This window comes from Psychrobacter sp. NG254, from assembly GCF_015277735.1.
In the GTDB taxonomy this organism is placed as follows: domain Bacteria; phylum Pseudomonadota; class Gammaproteobacteria; order Pseudomonadales; family Moraxellaceae; genus Psychrobacter.
In genome coordinates, this window is sequence record NZ_JADHDA010000007.1 from 101136 (window position 1) to 120339 (window position 19204).

33 protein-coding genes are annotated in these 19204 nt (G+C 43.5%); 31 read left to right on the forward strand and 2 right to left on the reverse strand.

What is annotated here, in order from left to right:
- The first annotated feature begins 75 nt into the window (after positions 1-75).
- The 29 genes from IP510_RS12415 to rplQ all read left to right on the forward strand — a co-directional run bounded on the left by IP510_RS12415 (position 76) and on the right by rplQ (position 16203).
- Complete coding sequence (locus IP510_RS12415) at positions 76-1680, forward strand: Rne/Rng family ribonuclease (protein WP_194365158.1); 1605 nt, start codon at positions 76-78, stop codon at positions 1678-1680.
- A gap of 407 nt (positions 1681-2087) precedes the next feature.
- Positions 2088-2399, forward strand: a complete 312-nt coding sequence (gene rpsJ, locus IP510_RS12420) for a 30S ribosomal protein S10 (RefSeq protein WP_010196670.1) — start codon at positions 2088-2090, stop codon at positions 2397-2399.
- 48 nt (positions 2400-2447) lie between these two features.
- Entirely contained in the window at positions 2448-3086 is a 639-nt protein-coding gene (rplC, locus tag IP510_RS12425) for a 50S ribosomal protein L3 (protein WP_194365159.1), read from the forward strand.
- Positions 3087-3100: 14 nt separating this feature from the next.
- The gene (gene rplD, locus IP510_RS12430; protein ID WP_194365160.1) at positions 3101-3703 is read left to right on the forward strand and encodes a 50S ribosomal protein L4; all 603 of its coding nucleotides are present in this window, start codon (positions 3101-3103) and stop codon (positions 3701-3703) included.
- Positions 3700-4050 carry a 50S ribosomal protein L23 gene (rplW, locus tag IP510_RS12435; protein WP_011279789.1) on the forward strand — a complete coding sequence of 117 codons (351 nt, stop codon included), beginning with the start codon at positions 3700-3702 and terminating at the stop codon, positions 4048-4050. Before rplD ends, rplW begins: the two co-directional genes overlap by 4 nt.
- An 11-nt stretch (positions 4051-4061) precedes the next feature.
- Positions 4062-4889, forward strand: a complete 828-nt coding sequence (gene rplB, locus IP510_RS12440; RefSeq protein WP_194365161.1) for a 50S ribosomal protein L2 — start codon at positions 4062-4064, stop codon at positions 4887-4889.
- A gap of 12 nt (positions 4890-4901) precedes the next feature.
- Positions 4902-5177, forward strand: a complete 276-nt coding sequence (gene rpsS / locus IP510_RS12445) for a 30S ribosomal protein S19 (RefSeq protein ID WP_194365162.1) — start codon at positions 4902-4904, stop codon at positions 5175-5177.
- A 10-nt stretch (positions 5178-5187) separates the two neighbouring features.
- Entirely contained in the window at positions 5188-5517 is a 330-nt protein-coding gene (gene rplV, locus IP510_RS12450) for a 50S ribosomal protein L22 (RefSeq protein WP_010196689.1), read from the forward strand.
- A gap of 3 nt (positions 5518-5520) precedes the next feature.
- Positions 5521-6249: a 30S ribosomal protein S3 gene (gene rpsC / locus IP510_RS12455; protein ID WP_194365163.1), complete on the forward strand. Its 729-nt coding sequence runs from the start codon at positions 5521-5523 to the stop codon at positions 6247-6249.
- A 3-nt stretch (positions 6250-6252) separates the two neighbouring features.
- Entirely contained in the window at positions 6253-6666 is a 414-nt protein-coding gene (gene rplP / locus IP510_RS12460) for a 50S ribosomal protein L16 (RefSeq protein WP_010196693.1), read from the forward strand.
- A complete protein-coding gene (rpmC, locus tag IP510_RS12465) occupies positions 6666-6863 on the forward strand; it encodes a 50S ribosomal protein L29 (protein WP_102094164.1) in 198 nt (65 codons plus the stop codon). Before rplP ends, rpmC begins: the two co-directional genes overlap by 1 nt.
- The gene (gene rpsQ / locus IP510_RS12470; RefSeq protein ID WP_021813375.1) at positions 6860-7135 is read left to right on the forward strand and encodes a 30S ribosomal protein S17; all 276 of its coding nucleotides are present in this window, start codon (positions 6860-6862) and stop codon (positions 7133-7135) included. The genes rpmC and rpsQ overlap by 4 nt, the downstream gene beginning before the upstream one ends.
- A gap of 182 nt (positions 7136-7317) precedes the next feature.
- Entirely contained in the window at positions 7318-7686 is a 369-nt protein-coding gene (gene rplN / locus IP510_RS12475) for a 50S ribosomal protein L14 (RefSeq protein ID WP_010196702.1), read from the forward strand.
- An 8-nt stretch (positions 7687-7694) separates the two neighbouring features.
- Positions 7695-8012: a 50S ribosomal protein L24 gene (gene rplX, locus IP510_RS12480; RefSeq protein ID WP_194365164.1), complete on the forward strand. Its 318-nt coding sequence runs from the start codon at positions 7695-7697 to the stop codon at positions 8010-8012.
- A 21-nt stretch (positions 8013-8033) separates the two neighbouring features.
- Positions 8034-8570 (forward strand): 50S ribosomal protein L5, encoded by a 537-nt coding sequence (gene rplE, locus IP510_RS12485; RefSeq protein ID WP_011279797.1) that lies wholly within the window; start codon positions 8034-8036, stop codon positions 8568-8570.
- A gap of 12 nt (positions 8571-8582) precedes the next feature.
- Positions 8583-8888, forward strand: coding sequence for a 30S ribosomal protein S14 (rpsN, locus tag IP510_RS12490; protein WP_021813378.1), 306 nt, complete (start codon positions 8583-8585; stop codon positions 8886-8888).
- 11 nt (positions 8889-8899) lie between these two features.
- Positions 8900-9298 (forward strand): 30S ribosomal protein S8, encoded by a 399-nt coding sequence (rpsH, locus tag IP510_RS12495; protein ID WP_194365165.1) that lies wholly within the window; start codon positions 8900-8902, stop codon positions 9296-9298.
- Positions 9299-9473: 175 nt separating this feature from the next.
- On the forward strand, positions 9474-10007 hold the full coding sequence (gene rplF / locus IP510_RS12500) for a 50S ribosomal protein L6 (protein ID WP_194365166.1): 534 nt from the start codon (positions 9474-9476) through the stop codon (positions 10005-10007).
- 11 nt (positions 10008-10018) lie between these two features.
- Positions 10019-10369: a 50S ribosomal protein L18 gene (gene rplR / locus IP510_RS12505; protein WP_194365167.1), complete on the forward strand. Its 351-nt coding sequence runs from the start codon at positions 10019-10021 to the stop codon at positions 10367-10369.
- A 2-nt stretch (positions 10370-10371) separates the two neighbouring features.
- The gene (gene rpsE / locus IP510_RS12510; RefSeq protein WP_194365168.1) at positions 10372-10887 is read left to right on the forward strand and encodes a 30S ribosomal protein S5; all 516 of its coding nucleotides are present in this window, start codon (positions 10372-10374) and stop codon (positions 10885-10887) included.
- Between the two features lie 20 nt (positions 10888-10907).
- The gene (gene rpmD / locus IP510_RS12515; protein WP_010196714.1) at positions 10908-11087 is read left to right on the forward strand and encodes a 50S ribosomal protein L30; all 180 of its coding nucleotides are present in this window, start codon (positions 10908-10910) and stop codon (positions 11085-11087) included.
- Positions 11087-11527, forward strand: a complete 441-nt coding sequence (gene rplO / locus IP510_RS12520; protein ID WP_194365169.1) for a 50S ribosomal protein L15 — start codon at positions 11087-11089, stop codon at positions 11525-11527. The genes rpmD and rplO overlap by 1 nt, the downstream gene beginning before the upstream one ends.
- Positions 11528-11546: 19 nt before the next feature.
- Positions 11547-12878 (forward strand): preprotein translocase subunit SecY, encoded by a 1332-nt coding sequence (gene secY / locus IP510_RS12525; protein ID WP_194365212.1) that lies wholly within the window; start codon positions 11547-11549, stop codon positions 12876-12878.
- 31 nt (positions 12879-12909) lie between these two features.
- On the forward strand, positions 12910-13026 hold the full coding sequence (rpmJ, locus tag IP510_RS12530) for a 50S ribosomal protein L36 (RefSeq protein WP_010196721.1): 117 nt from the start codon (positions 12910-12912) through the stop codon (positions 13024-13026).
- Between the two features lie 252 nt (positions 13027-13278).
- A complete protein-coding gene (gene rpsM, locus IP510_RS12535; protein ID WP_149490921.1) occupies positions 13279-13635 on the forward strand; it encodes a 30S ribosomal protein S13 in 357 nt (118 codons plus the stop codon).
- A 20-nt stretch (positions 13636-13655) separates the two neighbouring features.
- Entirely contained in the window at positions 13656-14045 is a 390-nt protein-coding gene (gene rpsK / locus IP510_RS12540; RefSeq protein WP_045454458.1) for a 30S ribosomal protein S11, read from the forward strand.
- Positions 14046-14093: 48 nt separating this feature from the next.
- On the forward strand, positions 14094-14735 hold the full coding sequence (gene rpsD, locus IP510_RS12545; protein ID WP_010196731.1) for a 30S ribosomal protein S4: 642 nt from the start codon (positions 14094-14096) through the stop codon (positions 14733-14735).
- Positions 14736-14816: 81 nt separating this feature from the next.
- Positions 14817-15824, forward strand: a complete 1008-nt coding sequence (locus IP510_RS12550; protein WP_194365170.1) for a DNA-directed RNA polymerase subunit alpha — start codon at positions 14817-14819, stop codon at positions 15822-15824.
- 19 nt (positions 15825-15843) lie between these two features.
- Positions 15844-16203 (forward strand): 50S ribosomal protein L17, encoded by a 360-nt coding sequence (gene rplQ / locus IP510_RS12555; protein WP_021813387.1) that lies wholly within the window; start codon positions 15844-15846, stop codon positions 16201-16203.
- A 93-nt stretch (positions 16204-16296) separates the two neighbouring features.
- On the opposite strand, the gene IP510_RS12560 is transcribed toward rplQ, so the two are convergent.
- Both IP510_RS12560 and IP510_RS12565 read right to left on the reverse strand, forming a co-directional pair.
- Complete coding sequence (locus tag IP510_RS12560; RefSeq protein WP_194365171.1) at positions 16297-16917, reverse strand: L-threonylcarbamoyladenylate synthase; 621 nt, start codon at positions 16915-16917, stop codon at positions 16297-16299.
- 257 nt (positions 16918-17174) lie between these two features.
- Positions 17175-17900: an elongation factor P hydroxylase gene (locus tag IP510_RS12565; protein ID WP_227669756.1), complete on the reverse strand. Its 726-nt coding sequence runs from the start codon at positions 17898-17900 to the stop codon at positions 17175-17177.
- Between the two features lie 183 nt (positions 17901-18083).
- Between IP510_RS12565 and IP510_RS12570 the strand changes: the two genes are divergently transcribed.
- Complete coding sequence (locus IP510_RS12570) at positions 18084-18677, forward strand: YceD family protein (RefSeq protein WP_194365172.1); 594 nt, start codon at positions 18084-18086, stop codon at positions 18675-18677.
- A 318-nt stretch (positions 18678-18995) separates the two neighbouring features.
- Positions 18996-19178 (forward strand): 50S ribosomal protein L32, encoded by a 183-nt coding sequence (rpmF, locus tag IP510_RS12575; protein ID WP_011512869.1) that lies wholly within the window; start codon positions 18996-18998, stop codon positions 19176-19178.
- Positions 19179-19204 lie beyond the last annotated feature (26 nt).

Here is a 19204-nt window from a genome sequence, read left to right on the forward strand (position 1 = left end):
CCAAGCGCATTTGTTACACTGTCACTCTAATAGACGATGAACGTCTAATAAAAAGCTAAGAGATAAGAGAAAACTATGTCCGAAGAGCTGCTGATTAATATTAGTCCAATGGAATCCCGCGTTGCTGTTTTAGACAACGGTATTTTGGGCGAGATCTATATTGAGCGACATCACAAGCTGGGTTTGGTCGGCAATATTTATTTGGGCACAGTCGTTCGTGTCCTTCCAGGTATGCAAGCCGCTTTTGTTGATATCGGTCAGTCACGGACAGCGTTTTTGCACGTCAATGATATGCAGAGACTACCTCGTCTAGTGGCAGAAAATAAAAACAAAGCTGCCAAAGGTACCAATAAAGACATTGATAGTGGCGACGCTATCCTAGCGACAGCTGATGAGAGCTTGGCAATGACGCCGCCAGTCGTCAGCACGCAAAGCTCTGAGATCATCCCTGTGTCCAAGACCCTGATTCAGCACCGTTTGCATGAGAGTCAGCGTATCTTGGTACAAGTGACCAAAGATCAGTTAGGCAGTAAAGGCGCGCGTCTAACGACCAATATCTCGCTACCATCACGCTATCTGGTGTATTTGCCATCGAGCGAACATATCGGTATCTCACAACGTATCGATGGCGAAGAAGAGCGTACCCGCTTAAAAACAGAGCTTAGCAGCTTGATGCAGACCGTCAATCTAAAAGGCGGGCTGATCGCTCGTACCGCCGCTGAGCGTGTCCCTGTCGATAAGCTCGAAGAAGACATCTATTACCTACTGCAGCTGTGGCGTACCATCTGTGCCCGTCGCCAAGAGATCAATCATCACCAAAGCTCAGAGCTTATCTATCAAGAGCTGGCTCTACCGCTGCGCTCTATTCGTGACTTGGTTCATGCCGATACCGAAAAGGTGATCGTTGATAATGTGCAAATCTATGAGCAAGTCAGATCCTTTGCCAAAGAATTCGTGCCTTTTGTCTATGATCGCATCGTGCACTACACTGCAGAGCAGTCTCTCTTTGATGTGCACCGTGTTGAAGATGACTTACGTGATGCGTTAAAGCGCCGCGTCGATCTAAAGTCGGGTGGTTATCTGATCATTGATCAGACTGAAGCAATGACCACAATTGATGTTAATACTGGCTCTTTTGTAGGCGGTCGATCGCTAGAAGACACCGTCTACAAAACCAATCTAGAAGCCACACATGCCATTGCCCGTCAGCTACGTCTACGTAATCTGGGCGGAATTATCATCCTAGACTTTATCGATATGCTAGAGCAGCAGCACAAAGACGATGTGCTAGAGAGTCTACAGTCGCAGCTCACCCAAGACTATGCGAAAACCAAGATCACGCAGGTTAGTGAGCTTGGCTTGGTAGAGATGACCCGTAAGCGTACCCGAGAGTCGTTAGGGCAGCAGCTCTGTGAGCCTTGTTCAACCTGTCAAGGACGCGGCTTTGTTAAAACGGCCGAAACCGTCTGCTTTGAGATATTTCGTGAGATCATGCGCTGCGCTCGTACGTATAACTCTCCCAAAAAGTTCACTGTCGTGGCACATGCCGCTGTCATTGATTTACTGCTAACCTCAGAATCTGATACCGTCGCAGATTTAGAGTACTTGCTTGGGAGAGTCATCACCTTTGACGTAGAAAACCTTTATACGCAAGAGCAGTATGATATTGTGCTAGATTGATTTCATTAAATAGAATCAGTCGGTTTTCATAAGGTTGGCTTATCTAAGAAGTTACCTTAATTACTTGATATCTTTAGCCGTTCTAGATATTGCCCTTGCAATCGGTAGAATACTATGTATAATATACACCACTGAATTATATATGCGCAGCTGACTAAAAAAGCTAGCGCTATGACAGCCAGAGCATCGTTTCTGGCACTATTTCATTATGCCTTTGCTGCTTTCCAATTATAGGAGGGTCGGCGGGGCTTTAAACTATTTTGCTTTTGGCACGCTACAAGTTCGGATAAAGAACTCATTCTGGTTAAGAACAGAAGGCCGCTTTAAGTGAATATTTAACCAAACTGCTTTTGATCATGATCTTGCAACGCAAGAATGACGAAAGCACATATTAGGAGCTTGCTGGCATGGCTAACCAGAGAATCCGTATCCGTCTTAAGTCTTTTGATCATCGTCTGATTGATCAATCTGCACAAGAGATCGTTGATACTGCAAAGCGCACCGGTGCGCAAGTTTGTGGTCCTGTACCGTTGCCGACTCGCATTGAGCGCTTCAACGTTCTAACTTCACCACACGTAAACAAAGACGCTCGTGATCAGTACGAAATTCGTACTCATAAGCGTATGGTTGACATCGTTCAACCTACCGACAAAACTGTGGATGCGCTAATGAAGCTTGACTTGGCGGCGGGTGTTGACGTTCAAATTGCTTTGGGTTAATGCACATAAACACCCAACCCATTAATATAAGATATAAAGAGGTCTAAAATGGCGATCGGTTTAGTCGGTAAAAAATGCGGCATGACCCGTGTCTTCACTGAAACAGGTGCTTCTATCCCTGTAACAGTGGTTGAGATCAGTGCTAACCGCATTACTCAAGTAAAAAATACTGATGTAGATGGCTATCAAGCCATCCAAGTTACCACAGGTACCCGTCGTGACAGCCGCGTAACAGCAGCTCAAAAAGGTCACTTCGCTAAAGCCGGCGTTGCCGCTGGTCGTGGTGTTTGGGAATTTCGTGCCAACGAAAGCGATCTTGAAGGTCGTGAGATTGGTGGCGAGATTCTAGCTGACTTGTTCGAACAAGGTCAGATGGTTGATGTGACAGGAAACAGTAAAGGTAAAGGTTTCCAAGGTCCTGTAAAGCGTCACAACTTTAGTATGCAAGATGCTACTCATGGTAACTCAGTGTCTCATCGTGCACATGGTTCAACTGGTCAAAACCAGTCACCAGGTAAAGTATTCAAAGGCAAAAAGATGGCGGGTCAGATGGGTAACAAACGTGTTACTGTTCAAGGCCTAGAAGTGATTTCGGTTGATGCCGAAAAAGGGTTACTTGTCATCAAGGGTGCTATCCCAGGTGCCACCGGTGGCGATGTTATCGTACGTCCGTCAGTCAAAGCCTAAGCAAGGGGATTAACGTGGATTTAAAAACAGTTACAGGTGCTGCGGTTGAGCTTTCTGATACGGCATTTGGTCGTGAATTCAACGAAGCACTAGTGCATCAAGTCGTCACCGCTTATTTAGCTGGTGCTCGCCAAGGTACACGCGCACAAAAAACCCGTGCCGAAGTTTCTGGCGGTGGTATTAAGCCATGGCGCCAAAAAGGTACTGGTCGCGCTCGTGCGGGCTCTATTCGTAGCCCAATCTGGCGTGGGGGCGGTCGTGCATTCGCGGCTAAACCACAAGATTGGACACAGAAAGTTAACCGTAAGATGTATCGCGGTGCAATGCAGTGCATCCTAGCCGAATTGATTCGCCAAGAGCGTCTGATTTTGGTTGAAGAGCTAAGCGTTTCTGGTCCTAAGACCAAAGAGCTGATCGCAAAGTTAAATGAGCTTGGTGCACCTCGTGCCTTGATCGTCACTAAAGAAGTTGACGAAAACTTATACTTAGCTGCTCGCAACATCCCACATGTCAATGTACTTGGTACAAGTGAAGTGGATCCAGTGAGCTTGATTGCTTTTGATAAAGTAATCATGTCAGTTGAAGCTGCGAAACAATTTGAGGAAGCACTAGCATGAATAACGCAAGACTTTATCAGATCCTAAGAGGACCTGTATTCTCAGAGAAATCTCAAATGCTTGGCGACTCACTTGGTGTGCAGGTATTTAAAATTGACTCTAAGGCTACTAAGCTTGAAGTTAAAAAAGCAGTTGAGATGATGTTTGAAGGTGTTGAAGTTTTAAAAGTAAACACTTTGAATGTTAAAGGTAAGACAAAGCGTTTTGGTAAAAGTATCGGCCGTCGTAACGACTACAAAAAAGCCTATGTTACCTTAAAAGCTGGTCAAGATGTACAAATGGCTGATGCTGGTGAAGAGGTCGCTAATACGACTGCTTCTACTAGTGAAACAGCGAATAACGAATAAGGATTACACTCATGCCTATCGTAAGAGCAAAGCCAACATCACCAGGCCGTCGTTTTGTTGAAAAAGTAGTGCATCCACACCTTTACAAAGGTCGTCCGTTTGCAGCACTTCTAGAATCAAAAAGTAAGACCGGTGGTCGTAACAATAATGGCCGTATCACTACTCGTCACATTGGCGGTGGTCATAAGCAGCATTATCGTATTATCGATTTCAAACGTACTAAAGACAATATCCCAGCAACGGTAGAGCGTATTGAATACGATCCTAACCGTACTGCACATATTGCATTACTTAAGTACGCTGATGGCGAACGTCGTTACATCATCGCTGCTAAAAAACAAGCAGTTGGCGATACAGTAATGTCAGGCGAAGCATCTCCAATTCGTCCAGGTAACTGTTTACCACTAAAAAATATCCCATTGGGTACTGTGATTCACAATATCGAACTTAAAATCGGTAAAGGTGCACAGATGGCTCGCGCAGCGGGTGCTAGTGTTCAGTTATTAGGTCGTGATGGTATTTATGCTATTCTACGTTTACGTTCTGGCGAAACTCGCCGTGTACACGTGAATTGCCGTGCTGTTATTGGTGAAGTTTCTAACACTGAAAATAACTTGAAATCACTTGGTAAAGCCGGTGCTTCACGTTGGCGTGGTGTTCGTCCTTCAGTTCGTGGTGTCGCTATGAACCCGGTTGATCACCCACATGGTGGTGGTGAAGGTCGTAACAAAGGTCGCCATCCAACTAGCCCTTGGGGTCAGAAGTCTAAAGGACTTAAAACGCGTAGCAATAAGCGTACTGACAACATGATCATCCGCCGCCGCGCCAAGAAGAAATAAAGGAAGAATTTCATGCCTCGTTCATTGAAAAAAGGTCCATTCATAGACGCGCATTTGTTTGCTAAAGTTGAGAATGCATTAGAAACCAACTCACGCAAGCCAATTAAAACTTGGTCGCGCCGCTCGATGATCCTGCCACAAATGGTTGGCCTAACTTTATCTGTTCACAACGGCCGTACTCATGTACCGGTTATCGTGAGCGAACAGATGGTTGGTCATAAACTAGGTGAATTTGCCCCGACTCGTACGTATCGTGGTCACGGCATTGACAAAAAAGCTAAGAGATAAGGTGCTTACCATGGAAGTAACTGCAAAATTACGCGGTGCCGCCATATCGGCACAAAAAGTTAGACTCGTTGCTGATGAAGTTCGTGGCAAATCTATTGAGCGTGCTTTGGATATCCTAACGTATAGCAATAAGAAAGGCGCTGTGTTTGTTAAGAAATGTCTTAACTCAGCCATCGCCAATGCCGAAAACAACAACGGTTTAGATATCGATACGCTTAAAGTATCAACTATCTACGTTGATGAAGGCATTACGCTAAAACGTATCCTACCACGTGCCAAAGGCCGCGCTGATCGTATCAGTAAGCGTACTTGTCACATCACTATAAAGGTAGGAGAATAAGTTATGGGTCAAAAAGTACATCCAATCGGAATTCGTCTTGGTGTTGTAAAAAAGCATAACGCAAACTGGTATGCTAGCCCTAAACAATACTCAGAATACCTAATCAACGACATTCGTGTTCGTGAATATCTACGCAAAAAGCTAGACAACGCTATGATCAGCAACATCATGATCGAGCGTCCTACTGGCGCTGCTAAGATTACCATCGCCACTGCGCGTCCTGGTATTGTTATCGGTAAAAAAGGCGAAGATATCGAAAGACTTCAAAAAGAATTGACCAAAATTATGGGCGTACCTGCTCAGGTCAACATTGAAGAAATCACGTCACCTGATCTTGATGCACGTTTGGTAGCAGACGGTATCAGCAGTCAGCTTGAGCGTCGTGTTATGTTCCGTCGTGCGATGAAGCGCGCGGTACAAAACAGCATGCGCTCTGGTGCTAAAGGTATTAAAGTTGAGCTGTCTGGTCGTCTTGGCGGCGCTGAGATTGCTCGTACTGAATGGTACCGTGAAGGTCGTGTGCCACTGCATACACTCCGTGCTGATATTGACTATGCGTCAATTCGTGCAGAGACAACTTACGGCACTATCGGTGTTAAAGTTTGGATTTTCCGCGGAGAGATCCTTGACGGTATGAACAGCGTTTATAATCCGGTCAAAGAAGAGCAGGCTCGTGCGCCAAAACGCCGTGGTCGCGGAAACGGAAACCGTCGAAACTCAGACAGAGGTTAAACTATGTTACAGCCAAAACGTACCAAGTTTCGTAAAATGCACAAAGGTCGTAACACTGGGCTAGCTCATCGTGGAAGCACCGTTGCATTCGGACAAATTGGTCTAAAATCATTGACGCGCGGTCGTATGACAGCACGTCAAATCGAAGCAGCACGTCGTACCATCACTCGTAAAATTAAGCGTGGCGGTAAGATTTGGATTCGTGTATTCCCAGACAAGCCTATTACCAACAAGCCTTTAGAAGTACGTATGGGTAAAGGTAAAGGTCCTGTAGAGTATTGGGTATGCGAAATCAAACCTGGTAAAGTGCTATATGAAATTGAAGGGGTACCAGAAGAGCTTGCACGTGAAGCTTTCACGCTTGCTGCAGCAAAACTGCCCTTTAAAACTACCATTGTTAAGCGGACGATAATGTAATGAAGATCAGTGAATTACGTGATAAATCATTAGAAGAACTGACCCAGTTACTTGATGAAAAGCAACTTGATGCTTTCCGTATTCGTATGGCTAAAGCAACTGGTCAGTTGGGTAATACCCATGAAGTACGTGACAATCGTCGCACGATTGCTCAGCTTCAGACTTTGATTAACGAGAAACAACGAGGCGACTCATGAGCGATAACAATCAAACAGCTACCAATGCTAGCGTATTGACAGGTCGAGTTGTTAGCGACAAGATGGACAAGTCCATCACAGTTTTGATTGAGCGTCTGGTTCGTCATCCTTTGTATGGCAAGCAGCTTCGTCGTTCTACAAAAATCAAAGCACATGATGAGAATAATGTTTGCCAACAAGGCGATCTTGTCCGTATCAAAGAAACGCGTCCAATCTCAAAAACCAAGTCTTGGACTTTGGTTGATGTGGTTGAAAAAGTAGAAAAAATCTAAGTAAATTGCATTAAAAGCCAGAAGCTGTTAAAATAGCCGCCTTTTTAAGGATGCTGATTGCGCCGAGCGTATATCACTCACATTAAGAGTAAGTCGCGGTTATTTATATTAAAATGCCGTCTACTCATACTGTGCTAGCGGCAGCAACTGGTTTTTATTGCTCATACGTGTGGAGTAACGCTATGATTCAGGTTGAGTCAATGCTGGAAGTTGCAGACAATAGCGGTGCAAGAAGAGTTCAGTGCATTAAAGTACTGGGTGGTTCTCATCGTCGTTATGCATCAGTTGGCGACATTATTAAAGTAACGGTTAAAGAAGCCATTCCGCGTGGTCGTGTTAAAAAAGGCGACGTGATGAATGCAGTAGTTGTACGTACCAAAAAAGGCGTTCGTCGTCCTGATGGTTCTGTGTTACGTTTTGATGACAATGCTGCGGTATTGTTGAACCAAAACAAAGCGCCGATTGCAACTCGTATTTTTGGACCGGTAACTCGTGAACTACGTGGTGATCAGTTTATGAAAATTGTATCACTAGCACCAGAAGTATTGTGAGGTAATCCATGTCAAAATTACGTAAAGGCGATACAGTTATCGTGATTGCTGGGAAAGACAAAGGCAAGCAAGGTACTGTACAAGCTGTAAAAAATGATCGTATCAAAGTTGAAGGCGTTAACATTGTCACTAAACATCAGAAGCCAAATCAGGCAACTGGCGTTGAAGGCGGCATTCTTAAGCAAGAAGCTTTCCTACATATTTCAAATGTCGCAATATTAAATGCGCAAACCCAAAAAGCTGATCGTATTACTTATCAGTTCGGCGAAGACGGCAACAAACAACGCGTCTATCGTTCGAACGGTGAAGTAGTGGCGACTGCGTAAGACACTAAGGGTGTAATGGTAATGGCAAGATTAAAATCTTTATATAACGAAGAACTAAAGCAGCAAATCAAAGAAGAGCTTGGTTTGGCAAATGTGATGCAAGTGCCTAAAATCACTAAAATCACACTTAACATGGGTGTTGGCGGCGCGTCTCAAGACAAGAAATTGCTTGAAGGTGCTGTAGCCGATATGACAGCGATTGCTGGTCAAAAACCTGTCGTCACCAAAGCGCGTAAATCAGTTGCTGGCTTTAAGATTCGTGAAGAATGGCCAATTGGCTGTAAAGTAACGCTACGCGGTGAGCAAATGTACGAATTTTTAGATCGTCTCGTTGCCATTGCAATTCCTCGTATTCGTGATTTCCGCGGTTTTTCACCTAAAGCCTTTGACGGACGTGGTAACTACTCATTGGGTATCAAAGAACAGATCGTGTTCCCAGAAGTAGATTTCGACAAGATTGATCGTATCCGCGGTATGGATGTGACAATCACCACGTCAGCTCAATCTGATGAAGAAGGTCGTGCGTTGCTTAAAGCATTCGGCTTCCCATTTAAATAAGGTAAAGACGTTATGGCAAAGAAGAGCATGATTAACCGCGAATTAAAGCGCGAAAAAATGGTTGCTAAGTACGCTGATAAGCGTATCAAGCTAAAAGAAACTATCAGTGATATGACTGCAAGTGACGAAACTCGTATGGAAGCAATGTTAGAGCTACAAGCTCTTCCACGCAATTCATCACCAGTACGTCTGCGCAATCGTTGTGCTATCACCGGTCGTCCTCACGGTTACTTCCGCAAGTTTGGCTTATCACGCAATATGCTGCGTGAGCGTGTCATGCAAGGCGATGTGCCTGGTGTTCGTAAAGCAAGCTGGTAAGGGGTAACTATATGAGTATGCAAGATACCGTTGGGGATATGCTAACCCGTATTCGTAACGCACAAATGGCTAACAAAGTATCGGTAGCAATGCCGAGTTCTAAATTACGCAAATCAATCGCTGATTTGCTAGTTAGCGAAGGTTATGTGGCCACTGCTGTTGTTGCTGAAGAAGAAAACAACAAAGCAACCCTAACTATTGAATTGAAATACTTCGAAGGCCGTGCTGTCATCGAAACGATTCAACGTTTTAGCCGTCCTGGTTTACGTCAGTTCCGCGGTAAAGACGCTATCCCTACTGTTAAGCAAGGTATGGGTGTTGCTATCGTATCAACTAGCCAAGGCATCATGAGTGATCGTGCTGCACGCGCTGCTGGTATCGGTGGTGAAATCGTCGCATTTGTAGCGTAAGCTACACGACGATAAAGTCTACTTGACGTTGTTAGGCTTCTATTGATGTGTTAATGATAAGTTATTTAACATTGGTAGGTGTCTAACGCGGTCAACTATGCTAAACTAACACGCTTTTTAGCCTGTTAGTTTTTTCGCTAATATAAAGAAGTTAAATTTTTTAAGGAATATTCCTATGTCTCGTGTGGCTAAAGCCCCAGTGACGCTGCCAAATGGCGTAAGCGTTACTTTGAACGATCGGCAGGTCGAAGTTAAAGGCAAGAATGGCACTTTGTCTTTACGCCTGCATGCATTGGTCGAGCTGAAACAGGAAGATGATGCTATCATTTTCTCACCTACAGTCGATTCAAAAGAAGCTATGATGCACACTGGCACCATGCGCGCTCTTGTTAACAACTATGTTAAAGGCGTGAACGAAGGCTTTGAAAGACGTCTTCAGTTAATTGGTGTTGGTTATCGCGCACAAATTACTGGTAACAAAGTAACTTTGAACGTCGGTTACTCTCATCCAGTAGAATATACGTTGCCTGAAGGTGTGTCAGCTGAAACCCCAACGCAAACTGAAATTGTTTTGAAATCAAACAATAAACAGCAGCTTGGTCAAGCAGCGGCTAATATCCGTGGTTTCCGCCCACCTGAGCCTTATAAAGGTAAAGGTATTCGTTATAGTGACGAGCATGTGATTCGCAAAGAAGCCAAGAAAAAATAAGGTGAGTTGAAATGTTTGATAAAAAAGCAGCTCGTCTGCGTCGAGCTAAGAAAACCCGCGCGCATATCCGTTTCTTAGGCGTACATCGTCTAACGGTTACCCGCACGTCGAAACATATTTATGCCCAGATTATCTCTCCGAACGGTGGTGAAGTGATTGCTCAGGCATCTACCTTAGACGGCAGCTTGCGTTCAGGCGCGACTAGCAATGCTGATTCAGCAACGTCTGTGGGCCAAATGATCGCAGAACGCGCAAAAGCAGCTGGTATTACTAAAGTTGCCTTTGACCGTAGTGGTTTTAAATATCATGGTCGAGTTAAAGCTTTGGCAGAAGCTGCTCGCGAACACGGATTGGAGTTTTAATCATGGCTAGAAATGATAAAAATGATAAAAATGAACAGACTGACGGTCTAGTAGAACGCTTAGTTACCGTTGATCGCGTTGCAAAAGTTGTTAAAGGTGGTCGTATTTTCTCTTTCACTGCACTAACTGTAGTGGGTGATGGCAACGGTCGTGTGGGTTTTGGTCGCGGTAAAGCACGTGAAGTGCCAGCTGCTATCCAAAAAGCACTAGAAGCTGCTAAACGTAATATGATTACTGTTGAGCTAAATGATGCAACTTTGTATCATCCAATCAAAGCACGTCATGGTGCTAGTAAAGTCTACATGCAACCTGCATCTGAAGGTACTGGCGTAATCGCCGGTGGCGCAATGCGTGCTGTATTAGAAGTTGCTGGTGTTAAGAATGTTTTGACTAAATGTTATGGTTCTACCAATACTGCTAACGTTGTTCGCGCAACGTTTAACGGTTTACGTGATATGTCAACTCCAGAGAAGATGGCAGCTAAACGTGGTAAATCTGTAGACGAAATCTTGGGTTAACTTAGACTAGGTGAGTTACGATGAAAAAAATGAAAGTCACTCAATTTAAATCGGGTGCCCATCGCCTAAAGAGCCACAAAGCGAGCTTGAAAGGATTGGGTTTACGCCGTATTAATCATACTGTTGAAGTAGAAGATACTCCTTCAACTCGTGGTATGGTAAATCGCGTTAACTACATGGTAAAAGTGGAGGAAGCGTAATGGGTCTTAGATTAAATGAATTATCACCAGGTGTTGGCGCAAAGAAAACTGCACAACGTCGTGGTCGTGGTATCGGTTCTGGTCTTGGTAAGACTGGTGGTCGTGGTGTAAAAGGTCAGAAATCTCGTTCAGGTTCGAGCGTACGCTCAGGATTTGAAGGTGGTCAGATGCCTTTATATCGTCGTCTTCCAAAATTCGGTTTTACCAGTAAAATGGCTATGAAGACTGCTGAAGTACGTCTTTCTGAACTGAATAAAATTGAAGGTGATGTGGTTAGCGTTGAAACACTTAAAGCTGCTAACCTTATCCGTCATGATATGAAGCGTGCCCGTGTTATGCTATCAGGCGAAGTTACTAAAGCTTATACTTTCAAAGGTATCAAAGTAACTAAAGGCGCTAAGCTAGCAATCGAAGCTGCTGGTGGTAGCATCGAGGAGTAGTAACGTGTCAAAGCAATCAATGTCATCGTCTGGTATTCCGCTTAACCCATTTGCCTTCATACGCAAGTATGATGAATTATGGACGCGTTTATTATTCTTAATCGGCGCATTGATTGTTTATCGTTTGGGATCACATATTCCAGTGCCGGGTATCAATCCGGTTAACTTGGCTGATCTGTTTTCGCGCAACGAAAACACCATTTTGAGCATGTTTAACATGTTCTCAGGTGGTGCGCTAGAACGTATGTCTATTATGGCACTTGGCATCATGCCGTATATTTCAGCATCAATTATTGTACAGATGATGTCTGCAGTATTGCCATCGCTTGAAGCTCTCAAAAAAGAGGGCGAAGCGGGACGGCGTAAGCTAAACAAGTACACCCGTCAAGGGACGCTTGCATTAGCACTAGTACAGTCATTAGGAATGTGTGCTGGCCTAATTAGCCAAAATCTTACCTTATCCTCTGGTCTTACCTTTTATATTCCAGCAGTTACTTCTTTAGTAGCGGGCGCTATGTTCTTAATGTGGCTTGGTGAGCAGATTACAGAGCGCGGCGTAGGTAATGGTATTTCAATGCTCATTTTTGCGAGTATTGTGGCTGGTACGCCAGGTATGATTTCGCAGTCAATTGAACAGGTCAATCAAGGTCAAATGAATTTGATTGTACTGTTTATTTTTGTGTTACTAGGTATCGCGGTAACTGCTGGTATTGTTTATATTGAACGTGCCCAGCGCCGTGTTCCAGTGAACTATGCACAAAAGCAGCAACAAGGTCGCAAGATATACGCTCAGCAGCAATCACATTTGCCGCTTAAGCTAAACATGGCAGGGGTTATCCCCGCTATTTTTGCCAGTTCTTTATTGTTGTTTCCAGCGAGTTTGGGGCAATGGGTCGGTCAATCAACTGATCCTACTTTCACACAAAAAATATTACAGAATATGGCATTGGTGTTGTCCCCAGGACAGCCGCTATATTTGGTATTATTTGGCGCAATGATTATTTTCTTCTGTTATTTTTACACGGCATTGGTATTTAGCCCGCGTGAAGTAGCAGAAAACCTTAAACGTAGTGGTGCGTATATCCCAGGTATTCGCCCCGGACAACAAACTCAGCGTTACCTCGATCATGTATTAAACCGACTGACCTTTATTGGCGCGATGTATATGACGGTTATTTGTTTAATGCCGATGGTCGTCCAGTCATCGTTTGGTGTGCCGTTTCAACTCGGTGGTACGTCTTTACTGATTATGGTGGTTGTGGTAATGGATTTCATCTCGCAGATTCAAGCGCATTTGATGACCCATCAATATCATGATCAGACGTTAATTCAATCGCCCACTCAACCTTAAATGAGCGGTACGATATTTCAAGGAGCATGCTATGAAAGTTCAAGCATCAGTTAAAAAGATTTGTGGTAGCTGTAAAGTTGTGCGCCGTAAAGGCCGTGTACATATTATTTGTACAGCTGAACCTCGCCACAAGCAACGTCAAGGTTAATAATTAAGATGAGAAAGTCCATGACTTTCTCTATTAATTAAATTAATGCTTGAAAAATAACGGCGGATGCGATATCATCCGCCACTTGCCGTGTTTATACGAAATCTTTTATAATAAAGTCAACGAATAAGCTTGTAACCAAGTTAAAGCAATGACCCTAGTTATAAAAGCTCTAGTATTTACAGCAACAAATCTGAAAAATAATGCCTTATCGATAGATAAAGCCCATTTTTCTTTAATGGAGAGAAATCAATGGCTCGTATTGCCGGCGTAAACATTCCGGATAATAAGCATGCTGTTATTTCACTAACTTACATCTTTGGTGTAGGTCGTACCACTGCTCAGAAAATCTTAGAAGCAGTTGGCATTGCCCCTACTACTAAAGTCAGTCAGTTAGATGATACACAGTTAGATGCTATCCGTGCACAAGTTGCAGAATACATGACTGAAGGTGATCTTCGTCGTGAAGTGTCAATGAATATCAAGCGTTTAGTTGATCTTGGTTGCTACCGTGGTATCCGCCATCGTCGTAACTTGCCAGTTAGAGGCCAGAACACTAAGAACAACGCTCGTACTCGTAAGGGTCCGACACGCCCTCTCAAAAGATAATTAACTTAGGAAGCTAAAAGATGGCAAAAGACACTCGCAGTCGCAAAAAGGTGACTCGTCGTTCAGTATCGGAGGGCATTGCCCATATCCATGCGTCTTTTAATAACACCATTGTTACGATTACCGATCGTCAAGGTAATGCATTGGCTTGGGCCACTTCAGGTGGACAAGGCTTCCGTGGTTCACGTAAATCTACACCATTTGCAGCTCAGGTTGCAGCTGAAGTCGCTGGTAAAGCGGCCCAAGAATATGGTGTTAAGAATATCGATGTTTTGGTCAAAGGACCAGGACCGGGTCGTGAGTCTGCGGTAAGAGCACTAGGTGCATTGGGTTATAAAGTTAACAGCATCTCTGATGTAACCCCAATCCCACACAATGGTTGCCGTGCGCCGAAAAAGCGCCGCGTCTAATATTAAAGACGAAGCTTTTTATATCAAAAGCTTATAGGAGACATAACAATGGCCCGCTATATTGGACCAAAATTAAAATTATCACGTCGTGAAGGCACGGACTTAGGTCTTAAGTCTGGCGTTAAACCATACGACGTTAAAACTAAGAAAGCTGGTCGTCCACCTGGTCAACATGGCGTAAGCCGTAATAAGACCTCAGAATATGCTCTACAGCTGCGTGAAAAGCAGAAAGTTAAGCGTATCTATGGTGTACTAGAGCGTCAGTTTGCTAACTACTATAAAGAAGCTGCTCGTAAGCGTGGTGCTACTGGTGAGAACCTACTAGCTATGCTTGAGAGTCGTCTAGACAACGTTGTTTATCGCATGGGCTTTGGCTCAACTCGCGCAGAAGCACGTCAGCTAGTCAGTCATCGCACTGTTATGGTAAAAAAAGCTGGCCGTGATGAGTTTGTTCGTGTGAACATTCCATCAATTCAGCTTCAAGATGGTGATGTCATCGCTATCCAAGAGAAGTCTCGCGAACAGCTACGTATTAAAAACGCTATTGAACTAGCGACACAACGTGGTATTCCAGAATGGCTTGATGTTGATCACAGCAAACTACAAGGTACTTTTAAACAAGCACCTGATCGTATTGATCTACCTGCTGAAATCAACGAAAGCTTGATCGTTGAGCTATACTCTAAGTAATGACGTAACTGCTCAATGTCATGTAAGTGGCATTGGGCAATCAACGTTAATTAAACCAGTTTAATAAATCGAGGTGACATCATGATGCTAAATGCAACTGAGTTTCTAACGCCGAATGCCATTAACGTGGATACGGTTAATGAAACGATTGCGAAAGTCACGCTCGAACCGTTAGAACGCGGCTTTGGGCATACTTTAGGTAATGCCCTGCGTCGTATCTTGTTATCTTCATTACCTGGTGCTGCAGTCATTGAAGCTGAGATTGATGGTGTTGACCATGAATACTCTACGCTTGAAGGACTACAAGAAGACGTGCTTGACTTGCTTTTGAACCTAAAAGGCTTGGCAATTACCCTTCATGACCAAAATGAAGTATTTTTGACCTTGGACAAACAAGGTCCAGGCACTATTACTGCTGCAGATATCTCGTTACCACACAATGTCGACATCATCAATCCAGAATTGGTATTGGGTACATTGAGTGACCGTGGTCATCTTAAGATGCGTTTGCGCGTAGTAATGGGTCGTGGATATGAGCCAGCAAATCAGCGCCGTGAAGATGGTGATACTAAAGCGATTGGACGCTTAAAACTTGACGCAAGTTTTAGTCCAGTACTTCGTGTTGCTTATCAGGTTGAGAACGCTCGTGTAGAGCAGCGTACTGATCTTGATCGTCTTATCATTGAGCTTGAAACTAATGGCACTATAGATCCAGAAGAAGCAATTCGTAAAGCAGCCACTATTTTACAACAACAGATTTCTATCTTTGTTGACCTAGAAGCTGAAGAAGCGCCTGAGCCTGTGAAAGAAAAAGAAGAGGTTGATCCGGTGCTATTACGCCCTGTGGACGATCTTGAACTAACGGTTCGCTCAGCCAACTGCTTGAAAGCTGAAAACATTTACTATATCGGTGATTTGGTACAGCGTTCAGAGACTGAACTTCTAAAAACCCCAAATCTTGGTAAGAAATCATTGACGGAAATCAAGGACGTGTTAGCGTCTAAAGATTTAGAGCTCGGTATGCGCCTAGATAACTGGCCACCAGCTGACCTTCGTGTTGATGATCGCTTTTCTTATCGTAGCCGTTAAACTTTAAGGATTTTTGACTATGCGCCATCGTAAGAGTGGAGTCAAGCTGGGTCGTACCGGCAGTCATCGTAAGGCAATGTTTCAGAACATGACTAACTCATTATTTGAGCATGAACTGATCAAAACAACTTTACCAAAAGCTAAAGAACTACGTCGCGTTGCCGAGCCATTGATCACTATGGCTAAAGAAGACAGCGTTGCTAATCGTCGTTTAGCATTCAGCCGTATGCGTAGCAAAGCTATGGTAGGCAAATTATTTGGCACGTTAGGTCCTCGTTACCAGACGCGTCCAGGTGGTTATTTGCGTATCGTAAAATGCGGTTACCGTGATGGTGACAATGCGCCAATGGCTTATGTAGAATTGGTTGATCGCGACTAATTTTGCACTAAAGACATATTTTATAAAAAAAGCTCCAATTGAATTGGAGCTTTTTTTTATGTCTCAAATTTGGTTAATCGTATTACTCGTTTATTAGAGAAGTAGGTCATCGACGTTAGCAGCACCTTGTCTAATAACTTCAGGTTTGCCACTGGTCATATCTACGATAGTAGTCAGTTTGGTGGTTTTTATGCCCGCATTAATAAGGCCATCTATTTGATTACCTAGTAACTCTTCGATCTCAAAGGGATCGTCGAGAATATCGTCACGGTTAGGCAGTATCAACGAGCTGGTCAAAATAGGTTCATCCATTGCTTCTAATAATGCTTGGGCAATCGGATTGCTAGGAACACGAATACCAATGGTTTTTTTCTTAGCATGTGCCAATTTCTTCGGCACGTCCTTTGTCGCTGTCAAAATAAAGGTAATTGGCGCGGGTGTATGAGCTTTAAGCTGCTTAAATTGGACATTATCCACTGCGGCATAATTGGCAATCTCGCTTAAGTCGCGACACAGTAAAGTAAATTGGTGCTTGTCATCGAGTTCACGAATCTGTTTGAGCTTTGCTAAGGCATCTTTTGCACCAAGGCGACAGCCAAAGGCATAGCTGGTGTCGGTAGGGTAGATGATCAACTGGTCTTTACGTAATAAATCAGCAGCCTGCTCAATGAGACGTGGCTGTGGGTTTTCTGGATGAACATAGAATACTTGCATAACAGTTCCTTATTTTATAATTATTGATTTTTAAATTAAAACAAATGCTTCATGGTTTAAATAAAAGCGTTTATTAGATAGCTATATCAGCCAATACATATAATATTAACCAATATAATCTATCTAATGACACGGTCCCAGTCATCAGTATAGCTCAAAGCATCACTATGTTTAGTGGCAAGGGGTTACCAAGCGTAGAAAATCGTTAACGAACAAAGCGCTACCATCATGAATAGAGCTATTATGGCTATAAGTCACTAATCAGCCGCACAGATATTGAGTAAAGCATGTAATAAAGTCTTGGCATCGCGTGGTAGAGTATGCGGATCAGCTATATAGCGTTCTACTTGCTGATAGACATCATCAGCAAAAGTACTGCTACTGGTATCAAAATCTGCAAACAAGTTGTCTTGTGAGACTTGAAACTGCCGCCCGCAAGCCAAAGTAAACAAACACTCTAATGCCTGAGGTTTAATCTCTACGCGTTCAAATGCTTGCTGCTGTGCTGCTGTACGACCATCAGGCGCATACCAATAGCCAAAGTCGGGTAAGCATCTACGAGCGTCACCAGCTACGCACCAGTGACTTAGCTCATGCAACGCACTGGCAAAAAATCCATGGGCAAATTCAATTCTCGCAGGGTGAGTATCTTGTGCAGGAAAATACTCTGGTTCACCATTACTGCGAACCAATACGACATGTTGATCGATAAATAAATCATTGAATAAGTTTATCAGCCAATCAGTCGCTACTTGTTCGCTGTCCGTGACCGAATTTGCCTCTATTTGCAGAGTCTTATCTGCATGCTCAACATGAATTTGTCGCCATTTATTTGAGTAGTGATCTCTTTTAGAACTTAAAAAGGTATCAATCGAAGAGGCTTCTACGTTACTGCTCAGTTGTTCGATTCTTTGTAGCAATACTTGAGCTTTAGTAGGGGGAAGTAACTTATAAAAATCGACTGGGTTATTAGACAGATTCATAGATAAAAAACAGACTCAATAAAGACTAAAGACAGAAAATCTCTAGAAAAAATGGGAAGATGAAAGGAGCATGAGTAAATGCACCATCAAAAAATATTAACATACTAGCGCTAGCGTAGCAGGGCGCTTTCCGTTAGTATGGCAGGCAATATTATACACCGTTTTTGATCAATGAGGCCGCGTATGTCAAGCACCCAAGATAACAAGCCGTCAGCGCTTCATGCTAGTAAAATACAGGTGCCTGCGTCAAACAGCATGCCTGATAACATCTCTTTAAATAAGTGGGAAGATACGGGCTTTGAATGGGCAGGTGAAGCAGCCCCCAGCTCTTTTGAGCGTCTCGCGACTGTTTTAGCTGGTGAACATGAACAATCGAATATCGTATTAAATACCAACTTGTATCGCCGTAACAATGTACTGCATCTGGCTTTTACATTGACTGGTGAAGTCTGGTTGACGTGTCAACGCTGCCTACAACCGATTGCTGTTGATTTGAGTGATGAGTATGATATCGCGCTGCTTGATGATGAAAGCCAAATGCGCTTAGTTAATGAAGAGCAAGATTATTTATTGTTAGATGAGATTGTCACTGAGCAATCACCAGAGCGACTATTACCATTTAAAAAACTGGTAGAAGACGAGATATTGCTCAAAACACCAATGGCACCTAAGCATGCTGATTGTGAGATGTCAGTTGAGCAGTTTGGTGAGATACCAGAGGAAGAAGAAACTGAAAATCCTTTTGCGGCTCTAGCCTCTCTCAAAGGCAAATTATAAGCGTCAAAATGATTTATGGCATGCATTTATTGAGCCTTTTATCTGCTTTGTACCGAAGAGTGCTAGGCAGGGCTTTATTAATCCAATAAACATGCGTATAATGTCCGGTTTATTGCATTCTAGCAACTTGTTGCTTGCTGATAGAAACTGACTAAGCAGATTTTTTATAAATCTTAGACATAGTCAGTGGTTTATGTGAGTGGCAATCTATTTAACTAATGATGCTTAAGACTTAGGTTGTTGTGATTATATAGCCTCTGTCAGTATCGACTAAAGCTGAATTTTAAGCTTATCCCTTTTAAGTATAGGAGCTATATCATGGCTGTTCAAAAAAGTCGTAAAAGTCGTTCTCGTCGTGACATGCGCCGTTCACATCACCGCATGGAAATCGCTGAGATAAGCGTTGATGCTACTACTGGTGAAAAACATCGTCGTCATCACATGACTAAAGATGGTTTTTACCGTGGTCGTCAGTTGTTTAAAGTTAGTCAAGACGCCTAAGATATTGTTTATGTAATGGCTTTAGC